The organism is Amycolatopsis sp. 2-15 (assembly GCF_030285625.1).
Classification (GTDB): domain Bacteria; phylum Actinomycetota; class Actinomycetes; order Mycobacteriales; family Pseudonocardiaceae; genus Amycolatopsis; species Amycolatopsis carbonis.
The window spans coordinates 2,965,952-2,985,875 of sequence record NZ_CP127294.1 but is presented as its reverse complement, the minus strand read 5'-3'; the positions used below and the strand labels follow the sequence as shown (position 1 = coordinate 2,985,875).

Below are 19,924 nucleotides of genomic sequence, written 5' to 3'. Positions count from 1 at the left end.
CAGCTTGCCTCGGAAACGATCGGAACACCCCGTGTCCGCGCCAACACAACCCTTGTGCAGCAACGACAACGAAGGACTCCAGCGTACTCCCGCCCCTCCGCCGCCCGGGCCCGGGCGGGCAGCACTCGTTCAGCGGTTGACGGCACCGTCGCCCAAGGCCCGGGGGCGGCCCGAAGACCGCCCCCGGGTTTCCCTCCCCCGGGTCACCGTGGCGCGGGGACCTCCGGTCCCACCTTCGGATCGTCTTCACCGAAGGGGTCACGCAACCCGTCGGCGAGCAATCTCGGTCCGGCGGCGCGGCGCCAGTCCTCGTACCGCCGCCGACGGCGTTCCTGCTCCCGCGCGATCCAGTCCCGGCCTTCGGCGGCAACGGCTTCGAGCACGTGCAGCGCGCCGACGATGCCGGAGGCCTCGAGCGCGAAGAAGTTCAGCCGGGCCTCGTCCTCTTCTTCGGTCACGTCGACCTGCCGGCGGTAGGTCTCGACGACCACCGAGATGTCGTCCCCGTCGAGCAGGCGCAGCCGGAACGCCCGTTTGCGCAGGGTGTGCTTGTCCAGGTGCGCGGCGGTGTCGTCGGGCCGGACGATGTAGCGCTTGTTATCGGCGTAGCGCACCCCCACCTCGGACACTCGCGCCGACGCCAGGGCGTCGTACCGGAACGAGGTCCGCCGCTCGTCGTGGGTGTTCGCGTTCAGGAAATCGAGATCCACCTCGACCTCCCGCACCCCGCTGCCCGTCAGGAGGAACACGAGGACCACGTACTTCGAGTACCGCATCGGCCCGCCGGCTTCCCGGGCGCGGAGCGAGGCGGGATCGCCTTCCGTGAGAACCACGTGCGCGACCACGTCACGGTTCGTGAGCGAAGCCCGGCGCAGAGCCGCGGTCTTGAGGTGGGACTTGTCCAGGTCCAGCCAGACGGCCATCTCCGCGTCCGTCGGCCGATCGGCGAGTATCGCCAGCCAAGCGTCGTAGCCCTGCTGTTCCTCAGCGAACAACTGCCGGCCGGCCGCTTCCTGCTCCGTGCGCAACTGCCGCGCGGCGTAGACCTGCACGACCGGACGCCACACGAGGAACGCACCGACCGCGGCGAAGACCGCGGCGCCGACGTACCCGGCCTGCGAGCTGGCCATGCCCACGAATCCGGCGGCTGCCGCCGCGACACCCACGCGGAACAGCGCGATCGTTCGCGAGGACGGCAGCAGGCCCGCGCGATAGCCGAACCTCGTGCCGGTCAGCCAGCCGTCCGCGACGCGTTTCGCGTGCCACCGGATCAGCCAGTTCACCATGGGCGCCTTGACCTGGGCGTTGCCGTAGAGGGTCACGAACCGCCACTTGAGGTACTCGCGAACCCCTTCGGTCGCCGCCGGCCACTGACCTTCGACGTGCGGCCGGGCTTCGGAGAACCGCGCGTCCACCTGCTCGTGGATCTGCCGGACGAAGTCGGTCGAGACCCAGTGCCCCGGCGACACCATCGCCTGTCGCTGCAACGTGTACCCGTGCTCGGCGTCCAGCCACGCCAGTTTCCTCGCCCGCAGCTCCCGGTCGAGTCCGAATCGCACCGCACCGCCCAAGCCGACGCCGAAAACGACCAACGCGACCAACCCGAGCACCGTGTTCCCCGAACCGATCGAAGACAGGGCCACTATCACCGCGATCACGAACACCGCGACACCCAGCCAGATCCGGGCCCAGGTAGCCGCGGGAACGTTCACCGGCGGCACGCCGAGAAGCCTGGGCTTGGCCGGGGTGGGCTCGAAGAACTTCCACGCACGTTTCGCTCTGCCACGGTCCAGCCGCGCCTGGGCCACTCGCTGGGCTTCGACCACGTCGAGGTGGTCCTGGATCGCGCCACCGAGAATCATGTCGAGGTGCCGGGTGATCTCGATCTGACGGCCGACGGACAGGGCGTTGAAGTTGTCGATGGCCTTCGGCAGCGCGGTCGGGTCGAGACCCTCCCCGCTTTCCTGCCGCCACACGCACGAAAGCAGTTCCTCGACGACGGCGAGCGCGGCCCTCCACTCGTCGTCCGGAAACCGCGCCGCCGTGCGCTTCGCGTCTTGGTACCGCGAGTACATTTCGTCGCCCATCTCGTTCAGCGAGCGCTCGCTGAAGACGGAGAGCGCGTAGTAGTAAGCGATCTGCGCGCTGCCGTAGCCGTCGCGCACGAGGTCCCCGAAGATTTTTTCCGCGCTGCGCGCGGTCCCGCCTTCCAAATGGTTGAGCGCGACCTTGAACTTCCGGTCCGGCGGATCCGCCTGGTTGATGTGATAGGTCCCGTGGTCGTGGAAGGTGGCCGAACCCTCGATCCTGCCGATCTGGTAGCCGACCTGCGCATCGCCCTGAGCGATGGGGCCGCTCTCCTGCGGAGGGAGATTCATTACTTCTCACCTCCGAAGTTCGCGCCGCCGTGGATCACGCCGATCTGGTGGCGGACGCGGGCGTTGTCCCGCGCGATCAGGGTCGGCCCCGGGGTCGGCGGCACCGCCGGATCTTCCTTCGCGCGGCCCTCACCGTCCCGTCCGTCATCGAGAGCCGCGGCCAGCGCGACAGCGAAGGCGGCGGCATTGCGGGAAGCCGGCCCCTGCCAGCCTTCGCGGTCGGTGAGGTCCTTTTCGCCGCCGGCGTGGTCGCTGATGCCGCGGACCGTGACGGCCGGGATGTTCCCGTTGAGGTGACCGGCCAGCGCCAGGCCCGCGCTCTCCATCTCCACGGCCACGGCGTCGTTGTAGTTCTTGCGCAACAGTTCCGCGACGTCCGAGAGCTTGGAGTCGAGCAGCACGTCACCGGCCGCGATCGGTCCCAAGTGGACACGCGGAGTGTCGCCCTGACTCGGGGCGGAAAGGGAGCGGCTCCACGTGCCGTCGCGCTTCAGGGAGCGGGCGAGCTGGTCGGCGCGGTGGGACAGCTCCCAGGCCCGCGGCCGGCTCAGCAGCCCTTCGTCAATGCTGCGGCCGCCCTGGTAGGCATAAACCTTGTCCGCCACGATCACGTCGCCGAGCTGAAGCCATTCGCGCAGGCCACCCGCGACACCGACGAAGAGGATCGCCGCCGGGGAGAACTCCGCGACGGCGCGTTCCGCGAGCGCGGCGGCCTTGTCGTTGCCCATGCCGGTGACCGCGAGGGCCACGGTGCACGCCGGCCAGTCGTCGAGCGTGCCGACGTCGAACAGCGTGCCGGCCCGGTGGCTGCGCTGCTCCACACCGGTCATCCGGGCACGGACCGCGCCGTGCTCGATGTCCAGCGCGGTGAGGATGACGATCATGGGGTCGCTCCGATTCGTTCCGTCATAGCGTTTCCTCCCGGGCAGCACGGGGTGACCGGCGGCCCGGTCGGACGGGGTCGGCGGCGGGAGGTGACGAGTGCAAGTTGCACGGTAGACCGCACGGTGCATTCTCGTCAATAAGACGAATATTTTCCCGGCAGCTACACTGTGCACTATGGACACTCGCCCGGTTGCCGCGGAACGCGCCGACGATGCCTGACGACGAGGGCTGGACCCTGCCCGAAGTGGCCGTCGCGGTGGACCTCGCGGTGCTCACCGTCCACGACGGAGCGCTGCAGATCATGCTGGTGAAACGCGGAATCCCGCCCTACGAGGGGATGCTCGCACTCCCCGGTGGATTCCTCGCGTCAACCGAGGAAGACCTCGACGTCGCGGCCGCGCGCGAGCTGGAGGAAGAGACCGGGCTGCACGCGAAAGATCTACACCTGGAGCAGCTGCGCACCTACGGGACACCGGGGCGCGATCCGCGTCGTCGGGTCATCACCGTGTGCTACCTCGGCTTCTCACCGAACCTGCCGGAACCCGCGGCGGGCGGAGACGCGAGCGAGGCGGTGCTGATGCCTGTGGACAAGGTGCTGCGGCCGCGAGCGACGGTCGCGTTCGACCACAAGAAGATCATCACCGATGCCGTGGAACGCGCGCGGAGCAAGCTCGAGTACACCACGCTCGCGGCCGCGTTCTGCGGACCCGAGTTCACCGTGACGGACCTGCGCGAGGTTTACGAGATCGTCTGGGGCGAAACCCTCGACCCGCGCAACTTCCACCGCAAGATCATGAGCGTGCCGGGTTTTCTGGTCCCGACCGGTGAACGGGTGTCACGCCAAGCCGGCCGCCCCGCGGCCGTGTTCCGGCGCGGCCCGGCCACCATCCTGCACCCCGCGATGCTGCGCAGTCCCTGACGAAATTCTCGTCATCTTGACGTTAAAAGAGTGCAGGCCTACCGTGGACCGCATAATCGTCACATCGACATGAATGGGGTCGCGATGGAGATCCACTGCACGGCCGGCTACGCGGTCCGCGCCGTCACGCTCGCTTTCGCCGCCGGCGCGACACTGGGCGGCGTGCTGACCGGGTGCACGCTGAACACGGCCGCACCTCAGCAGCCGCCCCCGGTCACCGCCGCTGCTCAGGCGGCTTGGTCGGCTCCGGACGGGGATGGCTGAGGTCGTACTCCCGCGCCGCCGTCCGCTGCGGCCGGGTGCGAAGCAGGCCTTCGTCCGGGGATTCGTCCACCTCGTTCAGGCCCAGGGAAACGGCGCGGCGGATCTGTTCGCGGTTTTCCCGCACCACGGCGGAGAAGAAGTCGTCGATGCGGGGATCCAGGAGGACCTCCAGCAGGACCCGGAAGGACGCGTCGACGGCCGCGCGGACGATCTCGTCGTGGAAGGGGAGGCGGCGGAGGCGGCCGAGCTGCGGGTCGGCGGCGAGTTTTTCCGTGATGATGGCGCGGAGCTCCACCTTGTTCTCGCTGAGTGACCTCGCGAGGTTCTCCGGGTAGTTGCCCGTCTCCAGGACCTTGACGACCTCGTCCATCACGGCGATCGTCACGGGTTTTTTGATGGCACGCACGATCGGGTCGGAAAGTTTCTCCACCAGGCGGTAGAAGAACTGCTCCCCGACGGCCCGGTCGGCCGCGCGGCCGATGCGGATGAGCAGCAGCAGCCCGGCGATCAGGTGGTGCTGCGCGACGAACGGCGGGTACGCGACCGGGATCATCGCGAAGACCTCGTACCAGTTGCGCGTCAGGAAGGCCGTGCGCCAGGCGATCTTGCGCCACCGCCAGAGGAAGTGGAGCAGGAAGATGCCGCAGACCACGCAGTCGACGCGGAAGAACCACGCGTCGAGATCGGCCGGCGGCGGGGGCCCGAGCAGCAGGTAGCCCAGGCCCCCGACGGAGACGACTGCGAGCACGAACATCACCCAGTCGTCCACGTGCACGTTGCCGGGAAGGATCCCGCTGTTGAGCTCGGCCTCCCGCCGGCCGGTGGTAATCATGCCATCTCCAGGAATCGACGCCGCGTGGCCCGATCATGGCACGTCAGCACCCCTCGGGCCGCGCGACGAGCCCCGGCGTCAGGCGGCGATGACCGGGCCCACCGTGACATTGTGGGCCTCGGCGGAAGCGTCCAGCGGCGACTGGTCCCACGGCAGCGTGATCTGCGGGTCGCTGGTGTCGCCCCGCGGGGTCGTGGTGCCGGGCGCCGTGATGGTGACGGCGGAGGGCTGGACCTGGCGCTCGGGCGCCTCGATGCCGCTCCAGTGCAGGAGCATCGTGGCCTGCTGACCATCGGCAATGGTGACCAAGGGCGCGTCCGAAGAGCCGGCCTCGGGGGTGACGGTGACGCCGTCGGCGCCGGTGAAAGAGACCGGCAGGGCGCCCTGGAAGTTGCAGGACTCGCCGGGCTTCGCGGTGAACACGACGTTCGCGTAGCGCTGCCCGGCGCCCGGGTCGCCGGCGACGACGGTGGTGTCGACCTGCGCCGCGGTGCAGCGGAAGTCGGTGGGCATGGCCGAGGCCGTACCCGCGCCGAGGAAGGCGACGGAGGCGGCTGCCGCGCCGGCCAGAGCGGTGATGGTGGCGGCCCGGCGAAGAGTGCTGGTCATGGGGTGGCTCCCTCCCTGGACGCGAGCGGACGATCCGCCGCGGAGCGCGGCCTCCGGTGATTCATTCACCCGTCCGGCCTGCTCTCTCGAAATATGCCCACGCGACAGACGGATTACCGCCTTACGTGGGATTGACCCCACGAAAGCAACCTTGCGTGACCACAAGCGTCCACCAGGTAGTGATCGCCGCGGGAGGATGACTGCGCGCCGGAGACCTGACCGAAGTATTACCTCATGTGTAACCTGTTTGACCGGTGATTAATTCGCGTGCCAAGCTCGGTGTCACGAACCGGAGGAGGACGCGGATGAGGACCATCGGCAAGGGGGTCGCGGCGCTGGCCGTGATCGGCGGCTCGCTGGCGTTCGAGGCGGTGCCGGCCACGGCCACCGGCACGGCCTTCACCACACAGAACGGCCGAGTCGTCAACCCGCCGGGACCCGGCTTCGGCACCCCGGAACGCGGCGGCGATCCGGTCGCGTGCTTTCTGATCGACACGTTTCGCCGCCGCACCAAGGAAAGCCGCACCAACGAAAGCTAACCCGCCGCGTTCGGCAACGGCGCCGGGCACGTGCCACCCGGCGTCGTGAGCAGCTCGAAATGCCACAGCTCGTTGGAATACGCCTGGCAGAGGCCGTAGTCGTCGCCGTGGCGGATGAGCCAGTCGTCGGCGTCGGTCGGGCCGATGTCCACGGCCTTGCCGGAAACGTGCGTCGATTTCTCCGGCGTGTTCACGTATTGGCGCGCGTTTTCGAGGCTCCCGTACTTCTGGATCCCCTCTTCGAGCAGCCGCTGCTGATACGCCTTGCTCCGCCAGCCCGAAGTCACCTTGAACTCGATCCCCCGCCCGCGCGCGTCCGTCGCCGCCTGCTGCACGGCCTTCAGCAGGCCCGGATCCAGATTCGACACGGCCGGGTAGCTCGTGTCGAACGGCGTGAGGTCCTTGCCCGACGGAATCCCGCCCTGCGCCGGATCGGTGTCGGGGTCGGAGCCGGAAGAACCCGAGGCGACGCCCGTCGGCCACTCCGCCGCCGCTGTCGAACACCCCGCGACGAGCACCGCGGGCAGCAGCAACAGCACGAACTTGGTACGGATTTCAGGCATTCCCACTCCCGGACGACCCCACGACGATCACCCGGACCACGGTGCGGCCCGCGTGTCGCCGGACCGTCAGGCGAATGTCCGCGCCGCGTAACAGCTGCGCAGGATCACGTAACAGGGCGCCGGCCGAGCAGCGCCTCGCCGAGCGGAGTCGTCAGGTACAGCACCGAACGCCCGGACCGTTGCCCCGCGACCAGGCCGTTCTCCCGCAACACGCGCAGGTGCTGCGACACCGCGCTCGGCGAAACACCGAGCGCCGACGCCAGATCCGTGGTCGTCGTCGGCGACCGCAGGGCTTCCAGCAGCTCGGCCCGCGCCCGGCCCAGCAGGCGGACCAGGGCGTCTCCGGCCGGCGCGGCGCCGACTGTCCACAGTGAACCGACGCCACGCGCCGGATACCGCACGGTGGTCTGCGTGGCGGTGTTGCGCTTGATCAGCACGTCCGGCGAACCGAGCACGAGCGGCATCAGCACCAGACCCCCCGGCCCCCGGTTGACGACCACGTCCCGGCCCGTCCCGGACAGGCGCAACCACCCGGCCGACCAGCTCAGCTCGGGGTGCAGATCGGCGAACAGCCGTTGCGCGCCACCGACCGTCAGCTGACGCGCCCGGTAGACGACGTCGGCGTCCAGCACGGCCCGGATCCGCGGCCAATGCGGCGCCACCAGACGAACGTAGGCCACGCGTAGCTCGTCCGCCAGCACCCGCAACCCCGCCGCCGGACGCGCCGCGAAATCCGCGACGACCGGCGGCGGATCGTCCCCGAAAACCCGCGAGATACTGGCCCGCACCTGCCGCGCCGTGGTGCGCCCGAGCAGGGCGAGGTCGTCGTCGATCGTGCTGGTCGCGTGCGCCGGAGCGGGGACGAGGAAGTTCGGCCAGCCCAGCCCCTTGGCGGTCAGCAAAGCCCAGGCCAGCGGCACGTCGAGCGGCTCACGCGCGAGCTCGTCGGCAACCCACCGCAACCACGGCTGGTGCAGCGGCCCCAGGGTGCGCCCCATGACCTGCAGCAGCGCCGCCACCGTCTCCGACAACGGCGACACGGCGAAGCGCGTCGCCGCCAGCTCGGCGACGCCCACCTCGACGATGTCCGCCACTCCACCGAGTATGTAGCACTCGGCTAAATCATGTCGCCGCCGACGCGGCACGGCCAGGATCCCCGTCGTGACGAAACTGCCGCTGGGGTACCGGAAGCTGTGGTGGGCCAACGGGATCGACAACGTCGGCAACGGCGCCTTCGTCACGGCCATGCCCCTGCTGGCCGTCACCGTCACGCGCGATCCCCGGCTGGTTTCGCTGGTGGCCGCCGCCGGGTACGTGCCGTGGTTGCTGCTCTCGCTGCCGGCGGGTGCCTGGGCGGACCGGCACGACCGCGTCCGGCTCATGACGCGCGCCCAGCTCTCGCAGGCCGCGGTCGCGGGTGCCGTCGCGCTGCTCGTCGCCGGCCACCAGGCGACGGTCGTGCTGCTGGTCCTCACGGCCGTCGCCCTCGGCGCCGGCGACGTCGTGTTCGGCACGGCCGCACAGGCGTTCCTGCCCGACGTCGTCCCGAAACCGTTGCTGGCCCACGCCAACGGCTCGCTTCAGGTCGTGAAGACGGTGGGCGTCCAGTTCGCCGGCCCGCCGCTGGGCAGCGCGTTGTTCGCGCTCGCGGCCGCGCTCCCGTTCGGGCTCGACGCGGTCTCCTACGCCGCGTCCGCCGCGCTCGTCGCGAAGCTGCCTCGCCGCACGCACCAAGGCACGCGGAAAGCCCCGGTCGTCGAAGGCCTCCGCTGGCTCGCACACCACCGGCTGTTGCGCACGCTCGCGATCCTGCTGGGCGTCAACACCTTCTGCGGCCAGCTCGCCACGGCGACCCTCGTTCTCCTCGCGACCGAGACCCTCCACGTCAGCGCCGGCGGCTACGGTGTGCTGCTCGCGGCCGCGGCCGTCGGCAGCGTCGCCGGTGGTCTGGTCAACGCCCGGGTCGTCGCGAAAATCGGGCCGTACCGTGCCCTGATCACCAGCCTCGCCGCGAACGCCGCGGTCTTCGCCGCCATCGGCCTCAGCCCGAACGCCGTGGTCCTCGGCGTTCTCCTCGCCCTCAACGGTTTCGTCACCACGCTCTGGAACGTCGTCACCGTCAGCCTGCGCCAGGACCTCGTGCCGGCGCCGCTGCTCGGGCGCGTCACCAGCGTCTACAAACTTCTCGGCTGGGGCCTCATCCCTCTCGGCACGCTGACCGGCGGCTTCCTCGCGGCGGCCTTCGGGCTGCGCGCCCCCTACCCCGTCGCCGGCGTCGTGCGCGGCCTCGCGTTGCTGGCCGCGTTGCCGGCGCTGACGCGAAACCGACCCCGGTACCATCGCCCCTCATGAAAGAACAGCGCTGGCTCGGCGACGGCGAGCAGCGTGCCTGGCGTGCTTTCCTCGAGATGAGCCGGCGCCTCGACCACGCGCTCACCCGGCACCTGCAGGACGAGTTCGGCCTCTCCGGCGCCGACTACACGATTCTGGTCACCCTGTCGGAAGCCCCGGACGAGCGCATGCGCGCGTACGAACTCGTCGAATCCACCGACTGGGAGAAAAGCCGGCTCTCCCACCACCTCAAGCGCATGGAGCACCGTGGCCTCGTCTGCCGCGAACCCACGGACAACGCGCGCTCCCCCGAGTTCTGCCTCACGCCCGCCGGGCACCAGGCCATCGTCGACGCCGCCCCCGCCCACGTGGCGCAGGTCCGCAAGCTCTTCTTCGACGTCGTCTCGCCCACCGAAGCCGCCCGCTTCACCGCGACGTGCGAGAAGATCCTCGACGCCCTCGGCGGCACCCCGGCTTAGCACGACCGGGCAATTCACCGGACCGAGTCGGAACCGCCCGCAGCCCCGGCCGTCTCCTGATCATGACGATCTTGACGATCCGCCGCACCCTGGTGACCCTCGCCGCGGTGGTGGCCGCAGCCGCCACGGCGACCACCACCGCCTCGGCCGCCGGTGAGAACGATGTGACCGCCTTCAGCACCGCCGACCGCGCGGCCGCGCTCGCGTACTGGACGCCCGAGAAGATGAAGGCCGCCGGAGCCGACACGATCGACCGCGTGGAGCAGGTGGCGAAGCGCTGGGCCGGGCCGGAGCCGCAGGGCGTCGGGCGGCTGTTCTTCACCGAGGTCTCGCCCGGCGAGGCGCCGCAGGACAGCTGGTGCACCGCGACCGCCGTGCCGAGCACGAGCGGCGACGTCCTCGTGACGGCCGGGCACTGCGCGTACGCCGGGCAGAACCGCGAGGACCAGGTGATCCCGATCAAGAACTCCGTGTTCGTGCCCGGCTACGACCAGGGCCGCCGCTTGCACGGGGTGTTCGCGACGCGCGCGCTCGCCTTCCGCCACTCCTATACCACGGGCAGCGAACCCGACGTGGCCATGGTCGTGCTCGACCAGCAGCAGGGCCACCACATCGCCCAGGTCGCGGGCACACAGCGGATTTCCTTCGACCACAAGGGAACCACGCAGGCCGCGATCGTCGGGTACGCCGGTTCGAAGGCGTACTTCGGGGAAGCGCTGATGTGGTGCGACCTGCCCGCGCACCAGGACCCGGCCGGGTTCGACCACTGGATGTCCACGTGCGACATGGCCGGCGGTTCCAGCGGCGGCCCGTGGTTCGACGGCTTCAACCGCTGGACCGGTGACGGCGAGATCTTCTCGGTCACCAGCCGCGGCGAACTCGACTACGACGAGACCACCGGCGAGTCCAAGACCCTCAGCCTCGAAGGCGCCACGCTCGGGGCGGACGCGAAGAACCTCTACGAAGCGGCCGAAAAGCTCTGAAGCGAAAAGGGGAAGCCGCCCACACGAGGGCGGCTTCCCCGGTCGAACTCAAGCAGTCAGGCCGACCGCGGCTTCGGCCGTGTTGACCAGGAACGTCAGCGTCTCGCGGAAGTACAGCTGCACGCTGTCGGCGTCGTGGCTCGTGTAGCCGATCGACAGGTCCTGCCCGAAGTGCAGCTCGTAGTCGCCGCCGCGGGTCGTGAGCACGCACGCGCCCTCGATCGCCGGCGTCAGGATCAGGTCCCCGTCCACGATCTGCTTCAGGTGCTCCAGCACCGGGTAACCGTGGTCGGCCGCCTCGATCGCGGCGGTGTACGCGGCGTTGCTCAGCAGCACCGAGTACGGCCCCGCGACGCCGGCCGAACGCAGCTTCGCCAGCGCGTCGCCGATCGCCTTCGGATACGCGCTCGCCTCACCGGGCAGCGCGACCGGGCTCAGCGAAGACGCCGGTCGGATGCCCGCGATGCCGGCGCCGGCGAAGCCGTCGAACACGATGCGGTCCTCGGCGTACGCGATGGCCTGCGCGGCGTCCTTCACCGGCTGCCAGTCCGGGTCCTTCGCGCCCCACTCCACGGAGTCGACGGCCTCGCGCGTGACGGTGAAGGGCACCTTCAGGTCCACGATCCGCTGCGCCGTGCGAAGCCTCGTGGTCACGCCGGCCAGCGGGCTCTCGACACCCTCGACGTGCCCCGTGCCCACGGCGGACAGGGTCGCGTCGTCGACCACGACCACGTCGACCACCTTGCGCGCCGACGCGAACTCGGCGAACGTGCGCCGGGCCTCGTCCTCGAGGTCCGACCAGGCGACGTCGGAGATCGGGGCGAGTTCGCGATGCAGGTTGTTCATGACCGGGGACTCCTTCGCAGGCTGCCGATGCCCAGCGAGGTGCCGGGCTTGGGTGCCGGGGACTGGGGCTTGAGTGACGAGGGCTCGGACTCATCCGACGCGTCGCTCTCGACGATCGGGCCTTCCAGGAACTCCGCCGTGGGTACGTAGAACAACGCACCCGTGAGCGGCGTCGAGAAGTCGAGGATGCGGTCGGTGTTGCCGGGCGGCGAGCCGACGAACATGTTCTCCAGCATCTTCTCGATGATCGAGGGCGTCTTGGCGTAGCCGATGAAGTACGTGCCGAACTCGCCGTACGCAGGGCGCCCGAAGGGCATGTTGTCACGCAGGATGTCGAGCTCGTTGCCGTCTTCGTCTTCGATCACGTTGAGCGCGATGTGCGAGTCGGCGGGCTTCTCGTCGTCCGACAGCTCCACATCGGACAGTTTGCGCCGGCCGATCACCAGCTCCTGCTGCTCGGTGGTCAGCTTGTTCCACGCCGTCATGTCGTGCAGGTATTTCTGCACGATCACGTAGCTGCCGCCGTTGAACGCCTCGTCGTCGTCGACCAGCACGGCCTCGACGGCGCCGCGGCCGGTCGGGTTCTCGGTGCCGTCGACGAACCCGAGCACGTCACGCGCGTCGAAGTAACGGAAGCCCTGCACCTCGTCGACGACCGTGACCACGCCCTCGAGCCGCGCCATGATCAGCGACTCGAGCTCGAAGCACAGGTCCATGCGCTCGGCCCGCAGGTGGAACAGCAGGTCGGCCTTGGTCGTCACGCTGGTGTGCTTGTCCCCGGCGAACACCGGCAGGTCGTGCAGTTCCGCCGGCTTCGGCGAGCCGTAGATCCGGTCCCACGCCGACGAGCTGATGCCGGCCACGCACGTGAGCCCGCCGTCCAGCGACCGGAACCCGACGGAACGCTGCAACCCGGCCAAATCGGCCAGCAGGTCCTTCGCCACGGACTCCCCGCCGGGGTTCACACGGACCACCAGGAAGATCGCCGCGCGCGTGAGCGGGCCGACCACCTCCTGGGGTTCCGGAGGCAACTCAGCTGAGGATGCCGTCACAGAGCACCCCCTGCGCAGCGCGCTTTCCCGACCACTGGCTCTCCTGCCTGCCGACCGAACGTCCGGAATCCTAGCCTGGTGCGCTGGATTTGCCCGCCGCACTCACACGGCCGGGCAGCACACGACGTCAGGTCGTGCAGAACAGTTGCTTGACCACCCGCGGCACGGCTTCACCCAGCTCGGCGACCGCGCTCTCCCGCCCGGCCACGTGCCGGAGCAGGAACTGCTGGAAGAGGCCGTCGAACGTGGCATACGCGACCGCCTCGGACACCTGCGGCACGGCGCCGGCCAGCTCGGCGTAGCGCTCGACGACGCGCCAGATCATGGCCTGCCTGCGCTCGTCGATCTCGATCACGTCGGCGCGGAAGGACTCCTCGAACAGGCTCTGGTTGCGCAGGTCGTACCAGAGGCGGTGCATCACGGCGTCGGTGCGCAGCGTGGCCGCCATGGCCGCGCCGAAGCCGCGTTCGAGCTCCTCGGCGGTGTTCGCCTCGGCCACGACGTCGTCGTAGCGCGTCACGCAGACCTCTTCGAACTTGCGCACCGAGTAGGTGAGCAGCTCGACCTTGTCGGCGAAGTAGTAGTGCAGCACGCCGTGGGAGAAATCGGACTTCTGGGCGATCTCGCGCAGGCTGGTGCGGGCGTAGCCCAGCTCGGCGAGCGCCTGCAGCGCGGATTCCGCCAGCTGCTCGCGCCGCTGGGCGAACTTGTCCACGCCCCGGCGCGAGATGCGCTCCTTTGCCTGCGTCACGCCGGGAGTCTAGCGCGGCTCGGTCCGCGGCACGGAAATTCCTTGACGACCGTCCAAGAAAATCTTGACGACTGTCCAAAGTTGGCTACGGTGTGACCTACGCCGCATGTCTCAAGGAGGAGATGTCGATGGTTTCCTACGACCTCAGCGGGCGAACCGCGCTGGTGACGGGTGGGGCACAGGGCCTGGGGGCCGGGATGGCCGAGGCGCTCGCGAAGGCCGGGGCCACCGTGGTCATCGCCGACGTGCAGGAGGAGCTGGGCCGCGCGACGGCCGACGCGATCAAGCAGACCGGCGCCACGGCCGGGTTCGTCCGCCTCGACGTGACCGACGACGCGGGCTGGGAGCAGGCCGTGGCCGCGGTCGTCGGTGAGCACGGCGGGCTCGACGTGCTGGTGAACAACGCCGGCGTGGAGATCACCGGCCTCCTCGCCGACCTCGACCCCGCCCACGTGCGCAAGATGCTCGAGGTCAACGTGCTGGGCACCGCGCTCGGCGTGAAGCACGCGTTCCGCGCGATGCGCCCCGGCGGCGCGGCCGGCAACGGCGGTTCGATCGTGAACATCTCCTCGGTGGCCGCGACCATCGCGTTCCCCGGCATCGCGGGCTACTCCGCCACGAAGTCGGCCGTCGACCGGCTCACGCGCGTGGCCGCGATGGAGGCCGGGAAGCTCGGTTACGGCGTGCGCGTGAACTGCGTGTACCCAGGGCTGGTGCCCACGCAGATGGGCAACCAGCTGGCCAACGACGTCGTCGAGGTGGGGTTGTTCCCCAGCGTCGAGGAAGCGATCGGAGCCGTGGTCGGGCAGACGCCGGCGGGCCGGCTCGGCGAGGTGGCCGACATGGCCGACGCCGTGGTGTTCCTCGCCTCCGACGCCGCCCGGTTCATCACCGGCGCGGGGCTGCCGGTCGACGGCGGCATGGGCATGTGACCGGAAACCCGAGCCGACACCACTGACTTCAGCGACCTCTGCGAAAGGACAACCGTCGTGAGCAAGCCCGTCGTCGTCTACGGCGCTTCCGGCTACACCGGACGCCTGATCTGCGAATACCTGCGCGAGTACAACGTGCCCTTCGTCGCCGCGGGGCGCGACAAAGCCCGCCTCCAGGAATCGCTCGACCACATCCCCGGCCTCGACACCGTGGACCACGAGGTGGTGGAGGTGGCCCACGAGGTCGGCCCGCTCACCGAGCTGTTCGCGGGCGCGTCGGTGGTGTGCAACACCGTCGGCCCGTTCAGCGAGTACGGCCACGAGGTCGTGCAGGCCTGTCTCGCGTCGGGGGCGCACTACCTCGACACGACCGGGGAGCAGGACTGGCTGATCTCGGCCGAGGAGCGCTACGGCGCCGACATGGCGGCCCAGGGGCTGCTGCTGTCGCCGGGCGTCGCGCAGATGTACACGACCGGCGAGATCGCCGCGAACATCTGCCTGGAGACGCCAGGGCTGGACACCCTCGACATCCTGGTGTTCTGGAAGGGCTACCCGACGGTCGCCTCGACCCGCACCATCCTCGTCAACGCGGCGCTCTCGTCGGCGTACTACCTGGAGCAGAACGAGTACCAGGAGTGGCCGGCCGACGGTGGGCTGCACGACGTCGTCGTACCCGGCCACCACGAAACCGGCCTCGCGCTGCCGTGGGGCGGGACTTCGCACCCGGTGTGGTTCAAGCGCGACCCGCGCGTGGCCAACGTGAAGGCCATCGGCGGCGTATTCGACCGCGCGCTCATGCAGGGCGTGCCGATGATCGTGGCCGCCGTGCTGGAGCAGATCAAAGACCTGCCCGAAGCCGAGAAGCTCAAGGTGCTGAACGAGCAGGCCGCGGCCGTGCGCGACGAGATGCCGCCGCGGGAGAACCAGCGGCTCAACACCTCGCTGGACTCGGTGCACGCGTCCGGCCCACTGGGCCGCGCCCATTGCGTGATCCACGGGACCTGCAACTACAAGCAGACGGGCTTGTTGCAGGCGTATGCCGCGTACTCGCTGTTGCAGCAGCCGCCGCGGCGCGCCGGGTTCGCGTCGGCGTGCCAGGCGTTCGGGCACCGGGAGCTGCTCGGGGTGCTGCGGTCGTTCGGGCTCGTGTCCAACCCCGTGCTGACCGTGCACGCGTGAGCCGGGGAGACGAGCGGTGCGGTTGATCGACTACCTCGACAAGGGCGCCTCGCTGGGCCCTTCGGCGCCGTGCTTGACCTACGGCGGCCCAGCGAAGGATGGCGTTTCGCTGAGCTACGGCGAGGTCCAGGAACTCTCCTGGCGGGTCGCGCGGGCGCTGGCGCGCTCGGGCGTGCGGCCGGGCGACAAGGTCGCGATCCTCTCGGGGAACGACCCGGTTGCGTTCGGTTGCGTCTTCGGCATCAGCCGCGCAGGGGCGGTCTGGTGCCCGGTCAACCCGCGCAACGAGGCGGCCGAGAACAGGGAGCTGCTCGACCTGTTCGACTGCACGTGCTTGCTGGTGCAGTCTTCCTTCGCGCCGCTCGTCTCTCGCATCGTGGCGGACCTGCCGGCGGTGAAAACGGTGGTGTGCCTGGACGGTCCGATGCCGGGCGCGGTGTCGTTGCCGGAGTGGCTCGGCGGGCTCGAGGCGGCACCGTTCGAGGTGGCGCCGCCCGACGACGTGGCGCTGCTCGTCGGCACTGGCGGCACCACCGGCCGGCCGAAGGGTGTGATGCTGACCGGGCACAACGTCGAGACGATGTCGGCGTTGACGCTCATGAGCTACCCGTTCTCGCCGCGGCCGCGGTACCTCGCGTTGGCGCCGCTGACGCACGCGGCGGGCGTGCTGTGTTTCCCGGTGCTGATGCTGGGCGGCGAGATCGTCGTGATGCCGAAGCCGGATCTGGGCGAGTTCCTGGCGCTGGTGCAACGGCACCGCATCACGCACACGTTCCTGCCGCCGACACTCATCTACTTGCTCCTGGACCACCCTGGGCTGTCCACAACGGACTTCAGTTCGCTGGACTGCCTGTGGTACGGCGCGGCTCCGATGTCGGCGGCGCGGCTCGAGGAGGCGATCACGCGCATCGGCCCGGTGCTGGGCCAGCTCTTCGGCCAGAGCGAAGCACCCATGATGATCTCGACTCTGGCGCCGGCCGAGCACTTCCACGCCGACGGTTCCCTCGCCCGCGAACGCTTCACCTCCGCGGGCCGGCCCACGCCGCTCACCCGCGTGGCCATCATGTCCGACAACGGATCCCTGCTGCCGCCCGGCGCGCGCGGCGAGATCGTGGTGCGCGGACCGCTCGTGATGCCGGGCTACTACAAGAACCCCGCCGCGACCGAGGACGTCAGCCGCTACGGCTGGCACCACACCGGCGACATCGGTTACCTCGACGACGAGGGGTACCTCCACATCGTCGACCGCGCCAAGGACATGATCATCACGGGCGGTTTCAACGTGTACTCCGCCGAAGTCGAGCAGGCCCTGATGACGCACCCGGCCGTGCAGGACTGCGCTGTGGTCGGTCTGCCGCACGAGAAGTGGGGCGAACAGGTCACCGCGGTCGTGCAGCTCCACAGTGGACGGTCGGCATCCGAGGACGAGCTCCGCGCCGTCGTGAAGGAACTGCTCGGCAGCGTCAAAACCCCGAAGGTCGTGCAGATCTGGCCCGACCTCCCGCGGTCGAAGGTGGGCAAAGTGCTGAAGACGGACGTCAAGGCACAGCTGCTCCGCTGAGCGGCACCCACCGGGCACTTCGCCGCCGTGCGGGACCCAGCGTCCCCGCGGCGGCGATTTCGCGTGTCCGCGTGAACACTCTGCGCCAACCCCGAATAATCACACCGGCACAGACCTTTGTCCGGTCTTGCCCACTCCCGTAACGACATCGAAAACGCCCCCCGGCCGAGGCCGGAAACGGGGCCGCTACCGTTGGCATTTCGAGCACCGGATGGCGTCGGGCCCCGGGATGCCGGAGAAACTGCAGAAGAGGAGCCCTGATGCGTCGCACCAAGGCCTCCGGTCCGCTGCGCGCGGCCCAAGTCGTGGTCGTGGTCGTGTCCCTGCTCGTACTGGGCGGCACCGGCTACGCATGGTCGACCCTGCAGTCACTCACCGACGGCCTGACCAGGGCCGATGTGATCACCGGAGCTGACCAGCCGCCGCTGGGCGAGCAGAACATCCTCATGGTCGGCCTCGACACGCGCACCGACGCACAGGGCAACCCGCTGCCCGCCGACGTGCTCTCGCAGCTGCACGCGGGCGGCGCCGACGACGGTGGCGACACGACCGACACCATGATCGTCATCCACATCCCCGCGGGTGGCGGCCAGGCGACCGCGATCTCCATCCCGCGTGACTCCTACGTGCAAGTTGCCGGCGGCTACGGCAAGCACAAGATCAACTCCGCGTACACCTACGGCCTCGTCGCGGAGAAGAACAAGCTGGTCGCGCAGGGTGAGTCCGGGGCGCAGGTGGAGACGGACTCCGCGCAGGCCGGCGCGAAGACGGCGATCGACACCGTGCAGCAGTTCACCGGCCTCACCATCACGCACTACGCCGCCGTGAACCTCGCCGGGTTCTACTACCTGAGCGAAGCCGTCGGCGGCGTGCCGGTTTGCCTGAGCAAGGCCGTGCACGACTCCTACTCGGGCGCCAACTTCGCGGCGGGCCCGCAGAGCGTCGGCGGCGCGAAGGCGCTGCAGTTCGTGCGTCAGCGCCACGGGCTGCCCAACGGCGACCTCGACCGCATCAAGCGCCAGCAGGTGTTCATGGCGAGCATGGCCAAGACGATCCTGTCGGCCGGCACGCTCGCCGACCCGGGCAAGCTGGACAACCTGATCACGGCCGTGAAGAAGGCCGTGGTGGTCGACTCCGGCTGGGACATCGTCGGGTTCGCGCAGCAGCTGCACGGCATGAGCGCGGGCGCGCTGAAGTTCGTCACCGTGCCGGTCGTGAACATCTCGCTCAAGACGCCGTCGGATGGCGACGCGGTGGAGGTGGATCCCGACCAGGTGCAGCAGTTCGTGCGCCAGCAGCTGGGCACGCCGGCGACGTCTTCGTCGAACGCGCCCGCCGCGCCGGGCGACTCCAGCCTGAGCCAGTACACCGTGGACGTGCGCAACGCGTCGGACACCAGTGGCCTGGCCGCGAACGTGGCCGACAAGCTCGCGGCGGCCGGCTACGGCAAGGGCACGGTGGCCAACGCGACCACCCGCAAGATGTCGATCGTCTTCTACGGCCACAGCCAGAAGACCGAGGCGACGCAGATCGCGAAGACACTCGGCGGCATCGCGGTGAGCCCCGACTCCTCGCTGGACAAGGACCACTTCCGCGTGTTCCTTGGCAAGGACTACGAGGACTCCAGCGGCTCGTCGAGCACCGGCGGCGCGCCGCAGGTGCACCCGGCGGCGTTCGTGAGCCCCGCGCCCGCGCAGGCCCCGCCGCCGATCACCGGCGACGGCGTCCCCTGCGTGAACTGAGTCCTTTTCGTCCCGATAAATCGTTTTTGGGCATTCTGGGAATTCGCTTTTATTTCGGGCACTTCGGTAACGCCTGCTGGGTGGTTTCGGACTGAGCGAGTGAACCGAAACGACGGCGAAAAGGGTTCCCCGCCATGCCCGAAAGACAGAAACCGGCCAACTTCCGGAACCTGCTGAACCACGTTTCCGCGGCCAACGCGAAACGGGTGGCGGCGAGTGCCGAAGAGCTCGCACAGCGTGTGCTCGCGACCGTCGGCGCCCGCCAGCCGGAGTCGCGGATCTCCGCCGACTCTCAGACGTACTGGCGCCGGCCGAGCGGGGATCGCTGGCAGGCCAACGCACATTGGCGCGACGCGTCCGTGTTCCAGGGCAGCGATCTGTGGTCGCGCCTCGGCCACGAGCACCTCGACCTGTTCGACGCGGGCGCCCGGATGGCGGGCTTCACCGGCCCGTGGCACCGCGTTCTGGAATGGGGCTGCGGTGGTGGCGCGAACGCGATCCACTTCGCTCCGCGCGCGGAAGAATTCATCGGCGTCGACATCGCGGCGGAAACGCTGCAGGAATGCGAGCGCCAAGTGAGAGCCGCGTGTGACACCCCATTCCGGCCGGTCGCGATCGACGTCGCGAATCCGGAAGAAGCGCTCGATGCCGCCGGCGGGTTGGTCGACGTCTTCTTCTCCTGCTACGTCTTCGAGCTCATCCCCACCCCGGAGTACGGCGAACGCCTGCTGCGCATCGCCCGGCAGCTGCTGACTCCCGGCGGCCTGGCGATGATCCAGATCAAGTACGACCCCGGCTCGTGGCACACCGGGCCTCGCCGCCGCGCCTACCGCACGGGGCTGGCCGAGATGACCACGTACGGCATCGACGCGTTCTGGCAGACCACCACCCGCTGCGGCCTGCAGCCGCTCGCCGTCCACCTCGTCCCGAAGAACGAGCTGGACGAGCGCTACGCGTACTTCTTCCTGCGCAACGGAAATCCCTCCTGATCCCCGTTGCGTAGTTCGTCCGCGTCAGAGAATCTCGGGGTACGTGTGACTCCTGTTGCCCATTGACCGTTTTCCTACCAGGCGTGATCG

Annotated in this window: 19 protein-coding genes; 10 read left to right on the top strand and 9 right to left on the bottom strand. The window is 69.4% G+C overall.

The features are described 5' to 3' along the window. Positions 1 to 203: 203 nt before the first annotated feature. Positions 204 to 2,378 (bottom strand): hypothetical protein, encoded by a 2,175-nt coding sequence (locus tag QRX50_RS14690; RefSeq protein WP_285972494.1) that lies wholly within the window; start codon positions 2,376 to 2,378, stop codon positions 204 to 206. Then, on the bottom strand, positions 2,378 to 3,262 hold the full coding sequence (locus QRX50_RS14685) for a 5'-methylthioadenosine/S-adenosylhomocysteine nucleosidase family protein (protein ID WP_285972493.1): 885 nt from the start codon (positions 3,260 to 3,262) through the stop codon (positions 2,378 to 2,380). The genes QRX50_RS14690 and QRX50_RS14685 overlap by 1 nt, the downstream gene beginning before the upstream one ends. Positions 3,263 to 3,474: 212 nt before the next feature. Between QRX50_RS14685 and QRX50_RS14680 the strand changes: the two genes are divergently transcribed. Beyond that, positions 3,475 to 4,182: an NUDIX hydrolase gene (locus QRX50_RS14680; protein ID WP_285972492.1), complete on the top strand. Its 708-nt coding sequence runs from the start codon at positions 3,475 to 3,477 to the stop codon at positions 4,180 to 4,182. Between the two features lie 214 nt (positions 4,183 to 4,396). On the opposite strand, the gene QRX50_RS14675 is transcribed toward QRX50_RS14680, so the two are convergent. Together QRX50_RS14675 and QRX50_RS14670 are read right to left on the bottom strand one after the other, a co-directional pair. Next, positions 4,397 to 5,278 carry an ion transporter gene (locus QRX50_RS14675; protein ID WP_285972491.1) on the bottom strand — a complete coding sequence of 294 codons (882 nt, stop codon included), beginning with the start codon at positions 5,276 to 5,278 and terminating at the stop codon, positions 4,397 to 4,399. Positions 5,279 to 5,356: 78 nt separating this feature from the next. Further along, positions 5,357 to 5,887 (bottom strand): DUF4232 domain-containing protein, encoded by a 531-nt coding sequence (locus QRX50_RS14670; RefSeq protein WP_285972490.1) that lies wholly within the window; start codon positions 5,885 to 5,887, stop codon positions 5,357 to 5,359. A 305-nt stretch (positions 5,888 to 6,192) separates the two neighbouring features. Here QRX50_RS14670 and QRX50_RS14665 point away from each other — a divergent pair, with 305 nt between their 5' ends. After that, positions 6,193 to 6,426, top strand: coding sequence for a hypothetical protein (locus QRX50_RS14665; protein ID WP_285972489.1), 234 nt, complete (start codon positions 6,193 to 6,195; stop codon positions 6,424 to 6,426). Here QRX50_RS14665 and QRX50_RS14660 read toward each other — a convergent pair. After that, a complete protein-coding gene (locus QRX50_RS14660) occupies positions 6,423 to 6,989 on the bottom strand; it encodes a M15 family metallopeptidase (protein ID WP_285972488.1) in 567 nt (188 codons plus the stop codon). The two genes, QRX50_RS14665 and QRX50_RS14660, sit on opposite strands and share 4 nt — an antisense overlap. 104 nt (positions 6,990 to 7,093) lie before the next feature. Then, positions 7,094 to 8,083, bottom strand: coding sequence for an ArsR/SmtB family transcription factor (locus tag QRX50_RS14655; protein ID WP_285972487.1), 990 nt, complete (start codon positions 8,081 to 8,083; stop codon positions 7,094 to 7,096). Between the two features lie 67 nt (positions 8,084 to 8,150). Between QRX50_RS14655 and QRX50_RS14650 the strand changes: the two genes are divergently transcribed. From QRX50_RS14650 to QRX50_RS14640, 3 genes are all read left to right on the top strand, one after another. Then, positions 8,151 to 9,341, top strand: a complete 1,191-nt coding sequence (locus tag QRX50_RS14650) for an MFS transporter (protein ID WP_285972486.1) — start codon at positions 8,151 to 8,153, stop codon at positions 9,339 to 9,341. Further along, positions 9,338 to 9,799 (top strand): MarR family winged helix-turn-helix transcriptional regulator, encoded by a 462-nt coding sequence (locus QRX50_RS14645; RefSeq protein WP_285972485.1) that lies wholly within the window; start codon positions 9,338 to 9,340, stop codon positions 9,797 to 9,799. The genes QRX50_RS14650 and QRX50_RS14645 overlap by 4 nt, the downstream gene beginning before the upstream one ends. 62 nt (positions 9,800 to 9,861) lie before the next feature. Then, a complete protein-coding gene (locus QRX50_RS14640) occupies positions 9,862 to 10,782 on the top strand; it encodes a trypsin-like serine peptidase (protein WP_285972484.1) in 921 nt (306 codons plus the stop codon). Positions 10,783 to 10,830: 48 nt separating this feature from the next. On the opposite strand, the gene QRX50_RS14635 is transcribed toward QRX50_RS14640, so the two are convergent. The 3 genes from QRX50_RS14635 to QRX50_RS14625 all read right to left on the bottom strand — a co-directional run bounded on the left by QRX50_RS14635 (position 10,831) and on the right by QRX50_RS14625 (position 13,431). Then, positions 10,831 to 11,628, bottom strand: coding sequence for a family 1 encapsulin nanocompartment shell protein (locus QRX50_RS14635; protein ID WP_285972483.1), 798 nt, complete (start codon positions 11,626 to 11,628; stop codon positions 10,831 to 10,833). Then, positions 11,625 to 12,659: a Dyp-type peroxidase gene (locus QRX50_RS14630; RefSeq protein ID WP_285972482.1), complete on the bottom strand. Its 1,035-nt coding sequence runs from the start codon at positions 12,657 to 12,659 to the stop codon at positions 11,625 to 11,627. The genes QRX50_RS14635 and QRX50_RS14630 overlap by 4 nt, the downstream gene beginning before the upstream one ends. 148 nt (positions 12,660 to 12,807) lie before the next feature. Continuing rightward, on the bottom strand, positions 12,808 to 13,431 hold the full coding sequence (locus QRX50_RS14625) for a TetR/AcrR family transcriptional regulator (RefSeq protein WP_285972481.1): 624 nt from the start codon (positions 13,429 to 13,431) through the stop codon (positions 12,808 to 12,810). A gap of 128 nt (positions 13,432 to 13,559) precedes the next feature. On the opposite strand from QRX50_RS14625, the gene QRX50_RS14620 reads away from it, so the two are divergent. The 5 genes from QRX50_RS14620 (at position 13,560) to QRX50_RS14600 (ending at position 19,834) form a co-directional block, all read left to right on the top strand. After that, the gene (locus QRX50_RS14620; protein ID WP_285972480.1) at positions 13,560 to 14,363 is read left to right on the top strand and encodes an SDR family NAD(P)-dependent oxidoreductase; all 804 of its coding nucleotides are present in this window, start codon (positions 13,560 to 13,562) and stop codon (positions 14,361 to 14,363) included. 57 nt (positions 14,364 to 14,420) lie between these two features. After that, positions 14,421 to 15,542, top strand: coding sequence for a DUF5938 domain-containing protein (locus QRX50_RS14615; protein WP_285972479.1), 1,122 nt, complete (start codon positions 14,421 to 14,423; stop codon positions 15,540 to 15,542). A 16-nt stretch (positions 15,543 to 15,558) separates the two neighbouring features. After that, the gene (locus tag QRX50_RS14610; RefSeq protein WP_285972478.1) at positions 15,559 to 17,103 is read left to right on the top strand and encodes an acyl-CoA synthetase; all 1,545 of its coding nucleotides are present in this window, start codon (positions 15,559 to 15,561) and stop codon (positions 17,101 to 17,103) included. Between the two features lie 260 nt (positions 17,104 to 17,363). Next, positions 17,364 to 18,845, top strand: a complete 1,482-nt coding sequence (locus QRX50_RS14605; protein ID WP_285972477.1) for an LCP family protein — start codon at positions 17,364 to 17,366, stop codon at positions 18,843 to 18,845. Between the two features lie 134 nt (positions 18,846 to 18,979). Then, positions 18,980 to 19,834 (top strand): class I SAM-dependent methyltransferase, encoded by an 855-nt coding sequence (locus QRX50_RS14600; protein WP_285972476.1) that lies wholly within the window; start codon positions 18,980 to 18,982, stop codon positions 19,832 to 19,834. The last annotated feature ends 90 nt before the right edge of the window (positions 19,835 to 19,924 follow it).